Source organism: Pseudonocardia sp. C8 (genome assembly GCF_014267175.1).
In the GTDB taxonomy this organism is placed as follows: domain Bacteria; phylum Actinomycetota; class Actinomycetes; order Mycobacteriales; family Pseudonocardiaceae; genus Pseudonocardia.
On record NZ_JACMTR010000002.1, the window covers coordinates 58,821 to 71,525 of the forward strand.

At 72.1% G+C, this 12,705-nt stretch carries 13 protein-coding genes; all 13 read left to right on the forward strand.

The window, feature by feature from the left end; all coding sequences use genetic code 11:
• Window positions 1–46 precede the first annotated feature (46 nt).
• The 13 genes from H7X46_RS00860 to nuoK all read left to right on the forward strand — a co-directional run bounded on the left by H7X46_RS00860 (window position 47) and on the right by nuoK (window position 12,703).
• Window positions 47–619: a hypothetical protein gene (locus tag H7X46_RS00860; RefSeq protein ID WP_186357583.1), complete on the forward strand. Its 573-nt coding sequence runs from the start codon at window positions 47–49 to the stop codon at window positions 617–619.
• A 29-nt stretch (window positions 620–648) separates the two neighbouring features.
• Complete coding sequence (locus tag H7X46_RS00865) at window positions 649–1,341, forward strand: demethylmenaquinone methyltransferase (RefSeq protein ID WP_186357584.1); 693 nt, start codon at window positions 649–651, stop codon at window positions 1,339–1,341.
• Between the two features lie 522 nt (window positions 1,342–1,863).
• Window positions 1,864–2,229 (forward strand): NADH-quinone oxidoreductase subunit A, encoded by a 366-nt coding sequence (locus tag H7X46_RS00870; RefSeq protein ID WP_186357585.1) that lies wholly within the window; start codon window positions 1,864–1,866, stop codon window positions 2,227–2,229.
• A gap of 1 nt (window position 2,230) precedes the next feature.
• Window positions 2,231–2,947 (forward strand): NADH-quinone oxidoreductase subunit B family protein, encoded by a 717-nt coding sequence (locus H7X46_RS00875; RefSeq protein ID WP_186357586.1) that lies wholly within the window; start codon window positions 2,231–2,233, stop codon window positions 2,945–2,947.
• Window positions 2,944–3,750, forward strand: a complete 807-nt coding sequence (locus H7X46_RS00880; RefSeq protein WP_186357587.1) for an NADH-quinone oxidoreductase subunit C — start codon at window positions 2,944–2,946, stop codon at window positions 3,748–3,750. The genes H7X46_RS00875 and H7X46_RS00880 overlap by 4 nt, the downstream gene beginning before the upstream one ends.
• The gene (locus H7X46_RS00885) at window positions 3,747–5,072 is read left to right on the forward strand and encodes an NADH-quinone oxidoreductase subunit D (protein ID WP_186357588.1); all 1,326 of its coding nucleotides are present in this window, start codon (window positions 3,747–3,749) and stop codon (window positions 5,070–5,072) included. Before H7X46_RS00880 ends, H7X46_RS00885 begins: the two co-directional genes overlap by 4 nt.
• Complete coding sequence (gene nuoE, locus H7X46_RS00890) at window positions 5,069–5,899, forward strand: NADH-quinone oxidoreductase subunit NuoE (RefSeq protein ID WP_186357589.1); 831 nt, start codon at window positions 5,069–5,071, stop codon at window positions 5,897–5,899. Before H7X46_RS00885 ends, nuoE begins: the two co-directional genes overlap by 4 nt.
• Before the next feature lie 4 nt (window positions 5,900–5,903).
• Window positions 5,904–7,289, forward strand: coding sequence for an NADH-quinone oxidoreductase subunit NuoF (gene nuoF, locus H7X46_RS00895; RefSeq protein WP_186357590.1), 1,386 nt, complete (start codon window positions 5,904–5,906; stop codon window positions 7,287–7,289).
• Window positions 7,286–9,736: an NADH-quinone oxidoreductase subunit G gene (locus H7X46_RS00900; RefSeq protein ID WP_186357591.1), complete on the forward strand. Its 2,451-nt coding sequence runs from the start codon at window positions 7,286–7,288 to the stop codon at window positions 9,734–9,736. The genes nuoF and H7X46_RS00900 overlap by 4 nt, the downstream gene beginning before the upstream one ends.
• 38 nt (window positions 9,737–9,774) lie before the next feature.
• A complete protein-coding gene (gene nuoH, locus H7X46_RS00905) occupies window positions 9,775–11,019 on the forward strand; it encodes an NADH-quinone oxidoreductase subunit NuoH (protein WP_186362362.1) in 1,245 nt (414 codons plus the stop codon).
• The gene (gene nuoI, locus H7X46_RS00910) at window positions 11,020–11,559 is read left to right on the forward strand and encodes an NADH-quinone oxidoreductase subunit NuoI (RefSeq protein ID WP_186357592.1); all 540 of its coding nucleotides are present in this window, start codon (window positions 11,020–11,022) and stop codon (window positions 11,557–11,559) included.
• Window positions 11,556–12,407, forward strand: a complete 852-nt coding sequence (locus H7X46_RS00915; RefSeq protein WP_186357593.1) for an NADH-quinone oxidoreductase subunit J — start codon at window positions 11,556–11,558, stop codon at window positions 12,405–12,407. Before nuoI ends, H7X46_RS00915 begins: the two co-directional genes overlap by 4 nt.
• A complete protein-coding gene (gene nuoK, locus H7X46_RS00920; RefSeq protein WP_186357594.1) occupies window positions 12,404–12,703 on the forward strand; it encodes an NADH-quinone oxidoreductase subunit NuoK in 300 nt (99 codons plus the stop codon). Before H7X46_RS00915 ends, nuoK begins: the two co-directional genes overlap by 4 nt.
• Window positions 12,704–12,705: the final 2 nt, after the last annotated feature.

Below are 12,705 nucleotides of genomic sequence, written 5' to 3' on the forward strand. Positions count from 1 at the left end.
GTCGTGCGGATCCGCCGGTGCGGGGTGTCCGCGCAGGCTGGGCCGCATGCACAGCACCGTCGTCGTCGCACCGCAGGGCGAGCTGGCCGAGGTGGACACCTCGGCGGCGATCACCCTGATGCGACGCCTCCTCGACCGCAGCCCCGCCGTCCGCTCCGCGGCGCGGGCCGGCGTGCTCGCCGCGCCGCACCGCGCGCTGCCACCGGTCCTGTACGCCCTGTCCGAGAACCTGGTCGCCGCCGGCGAGCCCGCCGAGGCCGCGGCCTGGTTCCACGCGGGGCAGCTCCGCGCCCGGTTCGACGCGGCCCGGTGCACGGACCCGACGGCCGCCGCCGCGGTCGGTGCGCTGCGCGAGCGGTTCGGCGGGCCGGTGCACCACTGGACGTCCGGCGACCCGGCCCGGCTGCGGCAGGCCGTCGTCCGCGCCGCCGCCTGGGACCGCGCCGCCGGGCACGACTACGACCACCGCTGGATCGCCCTGCACGGCATGGGCGCGTTCACCGGGCCCGGGACCGGAGTGAGCATCCCCGAGCGGGACTGGCCGGCCACCGCGACCCGGGTGCGGGCCGAGTACCTGGCCGGGCTGCGCGCGCTGCTGCGGGAACGGTTCGGGGGCTGAGCACCGCGGAGGGAGATAGGCTCGTCGTCGTGCCCCGCGCCGAGCTCGACAAGGACCCGCACGACGTCGCCGCCATGTTCGACGGCGTCGCCCGGCGCTACGACCTCACCAACACCGCGATGTCCGCCGGGCAGGACCGGTACTGGCGCGCCCAGACCCGCCGGGCACTCGACCTGAAGCCGGGGCAGCGGGTCCTCGACCTCGCCGCCGGCACCGCCGTGTCGACCGTCGAGCTCGCCCGGGACGGCGCCTGGTGCGTCGCCGCCGACTTCTCGCTCGGCATGCTGCACGCCGGCGCGCACCGGGACGTCCCGAAGGTGGCCGCCGACGCGCTGCACCTGCCCTTCGCCGACGGCTCGTTCGACGCCGTCACGATCTCCTTCGGCCTGCGCAACGTCAGCGACACGGTCGCCGGGCTGCGCGAGATGGCGCGGGTGACCCGGCCCGGTGGGCGGCTGGTCGTCTGCGAGTTCTCGACGCCGACCTGGGCGCCGTTCCGCGCGCTGTACCAGGGCGTGGTGCTCGGCCACGTGCTGCCGGCGATCGCCCGCACGGTCTCGTCGAACCCCGAGGCCTACCTGTACCTCGCCGAGTCGATCCGGGACTGGCCGGACCAGCCCGCGCTCGCGCAGAAGATCGCGGACGCCGGGTGGGAGCGGGTCGCCTGGCGCAACCTCACCGTCGGCGCCGTCGCCCTGCACCGGGCCTCCAAGCCCGCCTGATCCTCTGCGCACCCGCGACGCGCCCCCCGGTATCGCGCGTCGCCCCGGAGCGCGCCGGGACGACCCGGCCCGTTCCCCCGCCGAGATGCAGTCGAGCGTTCGACGAAGATCGACAATTCGCGCTGAGGTGCACCTCGGCGAGGTCGATCCGGGCACGGACCGGTTCGGGGCACCGGCCCGGTACCGGTCCGGCGCCGGTCCCGGGGCTCGTACGGGGTGGCGCCTGCGCGGCGGATCCCGGTGCGCCGCAAGGTGTTCCCTCGCTCGCCCGATCCGACGACGCGGATCCTGGCGGCACGTCCTACACTCTCCCCAGTTCGTGAAGTTTTTCACAAGCATGACCCGCGACACGGTGGGTGGAGGGGGGCGACCAGCACGGATGCGGATCACACGTGATCCCCGTCCTCTCCCAGGTAAGGCTCGCCTGGGTTCTTCGTCACACGGTGGCGGACATAGGGTCCCCTCGACCGGCTTGTCGATCACCACCAACGGCGGTGACCGCGCGATCACGAAGGTGAACGGATGCTCGATCCCTATCTCCCGCTCGTCCTGCTGTTCGCGTTGGCGGCGGGCTTCGCGGTGTTCTCCGTCGCCGCTGCCCCGCTGGTCGGTCCGCGCCGGTTCAACCGGGCGAAGCTGGACTCCTACGAGTGCGGTATCGAGCCGTCGCCGCAGCCGGTCGTCGGTGGTGGCCGCGTCCCGGTCGCCTACTACCTCACGGCGATGCTGTTCATCCTGTTCGACATCGAGCTGGTGTTCATGTACCCGTACGCCGTCATCGCCGACGCGGTCGGTGTGTTCGGGTTCGTGGCCATCACGCTCTACATCGCCACGATCGCCTTCGCGTACGCCTACGAATGGCGGCGCGGCGGCCTCGAGTGGAGCTGACATGGGACTCGAGGAGAACCTGCCCAGCGGCGTCCTGCTGACCAGCGTGGAGAAGCTGGTCAACTGGACCCGGAAGTCGTCGCTCTGGCCGGCCACGTTCGGCCTGGCCTGCTGCGCGATCGAGATGATGACCACCGGCGCCCCGCGCTACGACCTGGCGCGCTTCGGCATGGAGGTCTTCCGGGCCTCGCCCCGCCAGGCCGATCTCATGATCGTCGCGGGCCGGGTGAGCAACAAGATGGCGCCGGTGCTGCGCCAGATCTACGACCAGATGCCGGAGCCGCGCTGGGTGCTCGCGATGGGCGTCTGCGCCAGCTCGGGCGGCATGTTCAACAACTACGCGATCGTCCAGGGCGTCGACCACGTGGTGCCGGTGGACATGTACCTCCCGGGCTGCCCGCCGCGGCCGGAGATGCTCATCGACGCGATCCTGAAGATCCACGCCAAGATCATGGATGAGCCGCTGGGCCCGAAGCGGGCCGCGGAGCTGGCCGAGTCCGGGCACCGGACGCCGATGGTCCCGTCCTCGGTGAAGTACGCGCCGAAGGCCAAGGGGCTGGAGGCGCTCAAGACCACGCCCACCCCGGACGTCCCGAACTACCTGGAGCCGGGTGCCCGGCCCAGGTCGGCCGCTCCCGCGCTGGCGGCCGGCGAGACCGCCACCGAGCTGCCGTCCCTGGCCGACGCGGCCCGCGCCACCGGGGGTGAGCAGAAGTGACCGGAACGTCCGAGAACGGCCAGGAGCCCACCGGCGGCGAGCACTCCTCGGCCGAGGAGAGCGGGGCCGCGCTCGAGCAGCACCGCGCGGCAGGCGGCCGGGACGCCCTTGCGGGTGTCCGTCCGGCCGCGCGCATCGGTCCGACCCGGACGCGGTCCGGCATGTTCGGCGTCCGCGGCTCCGGCGACACCTCCGGTTACGGCGGCCTGCGGCTGCCCGGATACGCCCCGGCGCCGGCGGAGCGGCCGTTCGGCGGCTGGTTCGACGAGTTCGCCGACGAGCTGGGTGCCGCGCTCGACGAGCGGAACATCCCGCGCGACGCGATCGAGCAGGTGACCATCGACCGCGACGAGCTGACCCTCTACGTGGAGCCCGCGAAGGTGAACGCGGTCGCCCGCACCCTGCGCGACGACCCGGGCCTGCGCTTCGAGTTCTGCTCGACGGTGTCCGGTGTGGACTACTCCGCGCCGGACGGCACGCCGGTCGACCGGCCGGTGCACGTCGTCTACCACCTGCTGTCCATGACCTACCGGCGCCGGATCCGGCTCGAGGTCGCGCTGGACATCGAGAACTTGCACGTCGACAGCGTCGTCGACGTGTACCCCACCGCGGACTGGCACGAGCGCGAGACCTGGGACATGTTCGGGGTCGTCTTCGACGGCCACCCGGCGCTCACCCGGATCCTCATGCCGGACGACTGGGACGGCCACCCGCAGCGCAAGAGCTACCCGCTCGGTGGCGTCCCGGTGGAGTACAAGGGGGCGGAGATCCCTCCGCCCGACGAGCGGAGGGCGTACTCGTGACCAGCACCGACCCGTACGCCGCGCCCGGCCGGGAGACGACCGAGGGCACCGTCTACACGGTCACGGGCGGTGACTGGGACACCCTGATGGACGCGGACCACGAGGACCGCATCGTCATCAACATGGGTCCGCAGCACCCGTCCACCCACGGGGTGCTGCGGCTCGTCCTCGAGCTGGAGGGCGAGACCGTCACCCAGGGCCGCGCGGTGATCGGCTACCTGCACACCGGCATCGAGAAGAACTGCGAGTACCGGACCTGGACCCAGGGGGTCACGTTCGTGACCCGCGCGGACTACCTGTCGCCGCTGTTCAACGAGGCCGCGTACTGCATGGCCGTCGAGAAGCTGCTCGGCGTCGAGGTGCCGCGCCGGGCCGAGCACATCCGGGTGCTGCTCATGGAGCTGAACCGGATCGGTTCGCACCTGGTCGCGCTGGCCACCGGCGGGATGGAGCTCGGCGCGCTGACCGGCATGACGTCCGGCTTCCGCGAGCGCGAGGAGGTCCTGCACCTGCTGGAGTTCCTGACCGGCCTGCGGATGAACCACGCGTTCTTCCGGCCGGGCGGGCTCGCCCAGGACCTGCCCGAGGGCTACCGGGAGCGGGTCACCGAGTTCCTCGACGTCATGGACTCGCGCATGCCGGACTACGACCGGCTGCTCACCGCGCAGCCGATCTGGAAGCAGCGCCTGGAGGGCGTCGGCTACCTGCCGGTGGACGGCTGCCTGGCCCTGGGTGCGTCCGGCCCGATCCTACGGTCCGCCGGGCTGGCCTGGGACCTGCGCAAGCACATGCCGTACTCGGTCTACGACGAGTACGACTTCGAGGTCCCGACGGCCACCGAGGCCGACTGCTACGCCCGCTACCGGCTGCGGGTCGCCGAGATCCACGAGTCGCTCAAGATCATGCGGCAGGCGCTCGGGAAGCTCGACGACATCGGGCCCGGCCGGGTCATGGTCGACGACCCGAAGGTCGCCTGGCCGGCGCAGCTGTCGATCGGCAGCGACGGCATGGGCAACACCCTCGAGCACGTCCGCAAGATCATGGGTCAGTCGATGGAGTCGCTGATCCACCACTTCAAGCTGGTCACCGAGGGGTTCGCGGTGCCGCCGGGGCAGGCCTACGCGGCCGTCGAGTCCCCGCGCGGCGAGCTCGGCGCGCACCTGGTCTCGGACGGCGGCACCCGCCCGGTCCGGGTCCACCTGCGCGATCCCAGCTTCGTGAACCTGCAGACGATGCCCGCGATGAGCGAGGGCGGCATGGTCGCCGACGTCATCGCGGCCGTCGCGTCGATCGACCCCGTGATGGGAGGTTGCGACCGATGACCCTCCCGGGTGGTAACCCCGAGTCCAACGCGCCGGCGCACGTGACGCCGACCGAGCGCGATTTTCCCGCCCCGCCGGAGCCGTCGCCGGTCTCCCCGACCTTCGACGAGCTCACCCGCAGCCGGACCAAGGAGATCATCGCCCAGTACCCGGAGCCCCGTTCGGCGTTGCTGCCGCTGCTGCACCTCGTGCAGTCGGTCGAGGGACACGTCAGCCAGGACGGCATCCGGTACTGCGCCGAGGCCCTGGACCTCACCACGGCCGAGGTGTCTGCGGTCGTGACGTTCTACACGATGTACAAGCGCAGCCCGTGCGGTGAGCACCTGGTCAGCGTCTGCACGAACACGCTGTGCGCGGCCCTGGGCGGCGACGACATCTACGCCCGGCTGCGGACCCACCTCGGCTCCGAGGACCGCCCGCTGGGCCACGAGGAGACCGCGGGCGAGCCCGGCAGCCCCGGCTCGATCACGCTCGAGCACGCCGAGTGCCTCGCGGCCTGCGACCTCGGACCCGTCCTGCAGGTCAACTACGAGTACTTCGACAACCAGACGCCCGAGTCCGCGGTCGAGCTGGTGGACGCGCTGCGCCGGGGCGAGCGGCCGCAGCCGACCCGCGGGGCGCCGCTGACCGACCTGCGCACGATCGAGCTGGAGCTGGCCGGGTTCACCGACGACGCCGCGACCGTCGACACCACCGCCCGGGTCGAGGGCCCGTCCAGCGCCGTCGAGTCGGTCCGGGGCGTCCGGCTGGCCGAGGAGAACGGCTGGACCGCACCGGCGATGCCGCCGCAGCCCCCGGCGATGCCCGCGCGACCGGAGAAGAAGTGATCCCATGAGCACTGATGCCGAGACCGCCCGGCGGCCGGATCCGATCACCCCGGTGCTGACCCGCCGGTGGCTGGCCCCGCGGTCGTGGTCGATCGACACCTACACCGAGCTCGGCGGCTACAGCTCGCTGCGCACCGCGTTCGCCGCCCACCCCGACCAGCTCATCCAGCTGATCAAGGACTCCGGGCTGCGCGGGCGCGGCGGTGCCGGGTTCCCGACCGGGATGAAGTGGGGCTTCATCCCGCAGGACGACGGCTCCGGCACCGGGCCGGGTGCGAAGCCGAAGTACCTGGTCGTCAACGCCGACGAGGGCGAGCCGGGCACCTGCAAGGACATCCCGACGATGATGGCCGACCCGCACGCGCTGATCGAGGGCTGCATCGTCACCAGCTACGCGATCCGCGCCCACTTCTGCGCCATCTACGTGCGCGGGGAGGCGGTGCACTGCATCCGCCGGCTGCGCGCGGCGGTGCGCGAGGCGAAGGAGCGGGGCTACCTCGGCACGGACATCCTCGGCTCCGGCTTCGACCTGGAGATCGTGGTGCACGCCGGGGCGGGTGCCTACATCTGCGGTGAGGAGACGGCGCTCCTGGACTCGCTGGAGGGCCGGCGCGGCCAGCCGCGGCTCAAGCCGCCGTTCCCGGCGACGGCGGGCCTGTACGCCTGCCCGACCGTGGTCAACAACGTGGAGACGATCGCGAGCGTCCCCGACATCGTCAACGGCGGCTCCGGCTGGTTCCGCTCGATGGGCCGGGACAAGTCGCCCGGCCCGAAGATCTACTCGATCTCGGGGCACGTCGAGCGGCCCGGCCAGTACGAGGCCCCGCTGGGCATCACGCTGCGCGAGCTCCTGGAGCTGGCCGGTGGCATGAAGGACGGCATCCCGCTCAAGTTCTGGACGCCGGGCGGCTCGTCGACGCCGCTGCTCACCGCCGAGCACCTGGACGTCCCGCTGGACTTCGAGGGAGCCGCCGAGGCCGGTTCCATGCTGGGGACGACCGCGGTGCAGGTCTTCAACGAGACCGTCTCGGTGCCGTGGGCGGTCATGAAGTGGACCGAGTTCTACAAGCACGAGAGCTGCGGCAAGTGCACGCCGTGCCGGGAGGGCACCTACTGGCTGGTGCAGGTGCTGCAGCGGATGGTGCGCGGCGAGGGGACGACCGAGGACATCGACACCCTGGTCGACGTCTGCGACAACATCCTCGGCCGCTCGTTCTGCGCGCTCGGTGACGGCGCGACCAGCCCGATCACCAGCGCGGTGAAGTACTTCCGCCAGGAGTTCCTGGACCTGATCGCCGCGCAGCCCGACGTGGACCGTCCGGAACAGCTCGCCGACGTGGAGCGTGCGGAACGGACCAGCGGTACCGAGCTCACGGGAGCCTCGACATGACCCTCACCCCGGAGCGGAACGCGACCGACGAGACCCCGGTCCCCGAGGGACACGTGCGGCTCACCATCGACGACCAGGTCATCGACGCCCCCAAGGGCGAGCTGCTGATCCGCACCTGCGAGCGGCTCGGCATCGTGGTCCCGCGGTTCTGCGACCACCCGCTGCTCGACCCGGCGGGTGCCTGCCGGCAGTGCCTGGTCGAGGTGGAGATGGGCGGCCGGCCGATGCCGAAGCCGCAGGCCAGCTGCACCATGACCGTCGCCGACGGGATGGTGGTGCGGACCCAGCACACCTCCGAGCGGGCGGACAAGGCGCAGCAGGGCGTGATGGAGCTGCTGCTCATCAACCACCCGCTGGACTGCCCGATCTGCGACAAGGGCGGCGAGTGCCCGCTGCAGAACCAGGCGATGGCGCACGGCCGCGCCGACTCCCGGTTCGTCGAGCGGAAGCGGACCTTCCCGAAGCCGCTGCCGATCTCCACCCAGGTGCTGCTGGACCGCGAGCGCTGCGTGCTGTGCCAGCGCTGCACCCGGTTCTCCGAGGAGATCGCCGGTGACCCGTTCATCGACCTGCTCGAACGCGGCGCGAACCAGCAGGTCGGGATCGCCGAGGACCAGCCGTTCCAGTCGTACTTCTCGGGCAACACCATCCAGATCTGCCCGGTCGGTGCGCTGACCAGCGCCGCGTACCGGTTCCGGTCCCGGCCGTTCGACCTGCGCTCGACGCCGGGCACCTGCGAGCACTGCAGCTCCGGCTGCGACATGCGCAGCGACTCCCGCCGCGGGACGGTGCTGCGCCGGCTCGCCGGCAACGACCCCGAGGTCAACGAGGAGTGGCTCTGCGACAAGGGCCGCTTCGCGTTCCGCTACCTGGGCAGCCGGGGCCGGATCACCCGGCCGATGGTGCGCCGGGCCGACGGCGAGCTGGCGGAGGCCTCCTGGACCGAGGCTCTGCAGGTCGCCGCGCAGGGGCTGCTCGCGGCCCGGGAGAACGGCGGGATCGGCGTGCTCCCCGGCGGCCGGCTCACCGTCGAGGACGCCTACGCCTACGCCAAGTTCGCCCGGGTCGTCGCCCGCACCAACGACATCGACTTCCGGGCCCGCCCGCACTCGGACGAGGAGCTGGAGTTCCTCGCCGCGCACGTCGTCGGCGGGACGCCCGAGGACTCGGTGACCTTCGAGAAGGTCGAGAACGCGCCGGCCGTCCTCACCGTCGCGACCGATCCGGAGGACGAGGCGGGGATCGTCTTCCTCCGGCTGCGGAAGGCCTGGCGGAAGAAGGGGCTGCGCCACTTCCAGGTCGGGCCGTTCACCTCGGAGGGCGCCCGCAAGACCGGCGCCACCGTGCTGCACGCGGTGCCGGGCGCCGAGGCGTCGGTGGTCGCCGACCCGGGCGACGACGTCGTCGAGGCCCTGGGCCGGCCCGGCGCGGTGATCCTGGTCGGCGACCGGGCAGCCGAGTCCCCGGGGCTGTACTCGGCGGTGTCGGCGCTGGCCGCGCGGACCGGGGCGGCGATCGGCTGGGTGCCGCGCCGGGCCGGCGACCGCGGCGCGGCCGAGGCCGGCGCGCTGCCCACCCTGCTGCCCGGCGGGCACCCGGTGACCGACGCGCGCGCCCGCACCGAGCTGGAGCGGATGTGGGGTGTCGGTGCCGGCGAGATTCCCGCCGAGCCCGGCCGCGACGGCGACGCCATCCTCGCCGCGGCCGCGTCCGGCGCCCTGTCGGCGCTGGTCGTGGGCGGGGTGGACCCGCAGGACATGGCCGACCCGCAGGCCGCGATCACCGCGCTCCGCGAGGTCGGGTTCCTGGTGAGCCTGGAGATGCACACCTCGCCGGTGACCGAGCTGGCCGACGTCGTGCTGCCGGTCGCGCCGGACGCCCAGCGCTCCGGGAGCTACGTCAACTGGGAGGGCAGGCGCCGGGAGTTCGGCGTCGCGCTGGACGCCACGGGCGTCCTGCCGGACTGCCGGGTGCTGGACACGCTCGGCGTCGAGATGGACGCCGACCTGTTCACCCAGACCCCGTCCGCCGCCGCCGGCGAGCTGGCCCGGATCGGCACCCACCGCCCGGGCGGCACCCCGCCGGCGCACGCACCCGGGACGGCGCCCCGCCCCGGCTACGGCCAGGCGGTGCTCGCCACCTCCCGCCAGCTGGTCGACGACTCCTCGCTCGCGATCGACGAGCCCGCGCTGGCCGGCACGGCCCGGCGGCCGTACGTGAAGGTCAACGCGGCGACGGCGGAGCGGCTCGGCCTGGTCGAGGGCGCCGACGCCGCGGTCCGCACCGACCGCGGGACGATCACCCTCCCGGTCGCGCTGGCCGACCTCCCGGACGGCGTGGTGTGGCTGCCCACCTGCTCGCCGGGCTCGCACGTCCGGCCCACGCTGGGGGCCGGCCACGGTGACCTGGTCGGCGTCGCGCCGGCCGGAAACGGACAGGCGTCGTGAACCCGGTGAACCCGCTCCAGGTGCCCCCGATCGACGGGATGACCCACACCCAGCAGCTGCTGGCCGACGACCCGTTCTGGCTGATCCTGCTGAAGGTCGTCGGGCTGTTCGCGCTCGGCGTCGTGCTCACCCTGTTCATGATCAACTGGGAGCGCAAGGTCGTCGGCCGGATGCAGCACCGTCCGGGCCCGAACCGGACCGGCCCCGGCGGCTGGCTGCAGAGCCTCGCCGACGGGCTCAAGCTGGCGTTCAAGGAAGACATCATGCCGGCGCTCGCCGACAAGAAGGTCTACTTCATCGCCCCGGTCATCTCGACGATCCCGGCGTTCGTGTCGTTCTCGGTGATCCCGTTCGGCGGCGAGGTCACGATCTTCGGTGAGGAGACCGTGCTGCAGCTCGTCGACCTGCCGGTCGGCGTGTTCGTCGTGCTGGCCTGCTCGTCGATCGGGGTCTACGGCATCGTGCTCGGCGGCTGGGCGTCGGGCTCGCCGTACTCGCTGCTCGGCGCGCTGCGGTCGGCCGCGCAGGTGATCTCGTACGAGATCGCGCTGGGCCTGTCGCTGGTCGGGGTGGTGCTCTACGCCCGGTCCGGGTCCACCGCGGACATCGTGGCCGCGCAGGCCACGGGCTGGTACGTCTGGCTGCTGGTCCCGAGCTTCGTGGTCTTCGTGATCTCGATGGTCGGCGAGACGAACCGGGCTCCGTTCGACCTCCCCGAGGCCGAGTCGGAGCTGGTGGGCGGCTTCCACACGGAGTACTCGTCGCTGAAGTTCGCGCTGTTCTTCCTGGCCGAGTACGTGAACATGGTGACGGTCTCGGCGATGGCGGCGACGCTGTTCCTGGGTGGCGGGATGTGGCCGTGGCCGCTGAGCTTCCTCAACCAGTACGGCTGGCTGCAGTTCGTGGCGTTCATCGGCAAGGTCCTGTTCTTCCTGTTCGTGTTCATCTGGCTGCGCGGGACGCTGCCGCGGTTCCGCTACGACCAGTTCATGAAGCTGGGCTGGAAGGTCCTGGTCCCGGTCATGCTGGTGTGGATCGTCGCGATCTTCGGCATCCGCACGTTCCAGACGACCGGCGCCGACAACTTCGTGCTGCTGCTGTCGCTGATCGGGTTCGCGCTGGCCGTCGTGCTCGCCGTGGCGTTCCTGCTGCCGGACCGGCGGGTCGAGCCGCCGCCGGTCGAGCCGGCCTCGGACTACCCGGTGCCGCCGCTGGACCTCAAGGTCCCCGACGCACCCCCCACGCGCCGCAAGGCCGTCGGCGCCGGAAGGGAGAGCGAGTAGATGTTCGACTTCTTCAAGGGCTTCGGCGTCACCTTCTCGACGATGTTCAAGAAGGTCGTCACCGAGGAGTACCCGGAGGACTTCCCGCCGGCCGCGCCGCGCTACCACGGCCGGCACCAGCTCAACCGGCACCCGGACGGGCTGGAGAAGTGCGTGGGCTGCGAGCTGTGCGCCTGGGCCTGCCCGGCGGACGCGATCTACGTCGAGGGCGGCGACAACACCGAGGAGGCCCGCTACTCCCCGGGTGAGCGGTACGGCGCGATCTACCAGATCAACTACCTGCGGTGCATCGGCTGCGGCCTGTGCGTCGAGGCCTGCCCGACCCGCTCGCTGACGATGACGAACTTCTACGAGCTGGCCGACGACAACCGGCAGGACCTGATCTACACCAAGGAGCAGCTGATGGCCCCGCTGCTGCCGGGCATGGAGCAGCCGCCGCACCCGATGCGGCTCGGCGACGACGAGCAGGACTACTACGTCCAGGGCCCGACGCTGGCGAAGGTCTCCGCCCAGGACCCGACCAAGGAGCAGGTCCGATGAGCACGGCCGCCGTGCTCGCCCAGGCGGCGGGCGAGGTGACCACCGGCGAGGCGGTCGCGTTCTGGGTCCTCGGACCCGTCGCGCTGGCCGGGGCGCTGGGCCTGGTCTTCGCCCGGCACGCGGTGCACGCCGCGCTGCTGCTGGTGCTGACGATGTTCTCGATCGCGGTGCTGTACCTGGTGCAGTCCGCACCGTTCCTCGGCTTCGTGCAGATCATCGTCTACACCGGCGCCGTGATGATGCTGTTCCTGTTCGTGCTGATGCTGGTCGGGCGGGACGCGAAGGACTCGGTGATCGAGGTCCTGCGCGGGCAGCGGGCCGCGGCGCTGGTCTTCGGGGTGGGGCTGGCCGCGCTGCTGGTCGCCGGGCTCTCCCGGGGGCTGACGAACGTGACCCCGGCCGGTCTCGCCGCCGGCGGGCAGGGCTCCTACGCCAACGTCACCGGACTCGGCCGGCTGATCTTCACCGACTACCTGCTGCCGTTCGAGCTGACCGCGGCGCTGCTGATGGTCGCCGCGCTCGGCGGGATGGTGCTGACCGGGTCGCAGAGCACGCAGCACGCGAAGCTGTCCCAGCGCGAGACCGTGCTGCGACGGCTGCAGGGGCGGCACGCCCGCATCTCCCCGCTGCCCGGCCCCGGTGTCTACGCCACCTCGAACTCGGTCGCGGTGCCCGCGCTGCTGCCGGACGGGTCGGTCGCGCCGGACTCCATGGCCGAGATCATCGAGTCGGTCGCCGTCGAGGTCCCCGACACCACGACCCCGGACGCGCACGCCCTCACCGGGCGTCCCGCCCCCGACCGCACGATCGATGCCGGCGAGGCGAGCGACACGGGGGAGCAGCGATGACGCCCGAGTACTACCTGCTGCTCTCGGCGCTGCTGTTCACCATCGGCGCGGTCGGCGTGCTCGTCCGCCGCAACGCCGTCGTGGTGTTCATGTGCATCGAGCTGATGCTGAACGCGGTGAACCTGTCCCTGGTCACCTTCTCCCGGATCCACGGGGACCTCGACGGCCAGGTGATGGCGCTGTTCGTGATGGTCGTCGCCGCCTGCGAGGTGGTGGTCGGGCTCGCGATCATCACGGCGATCTTCCGGACCCGTCAGTCGTCCTCCGTGGACGACGCGAACCTGCTGAAGTACTAGGA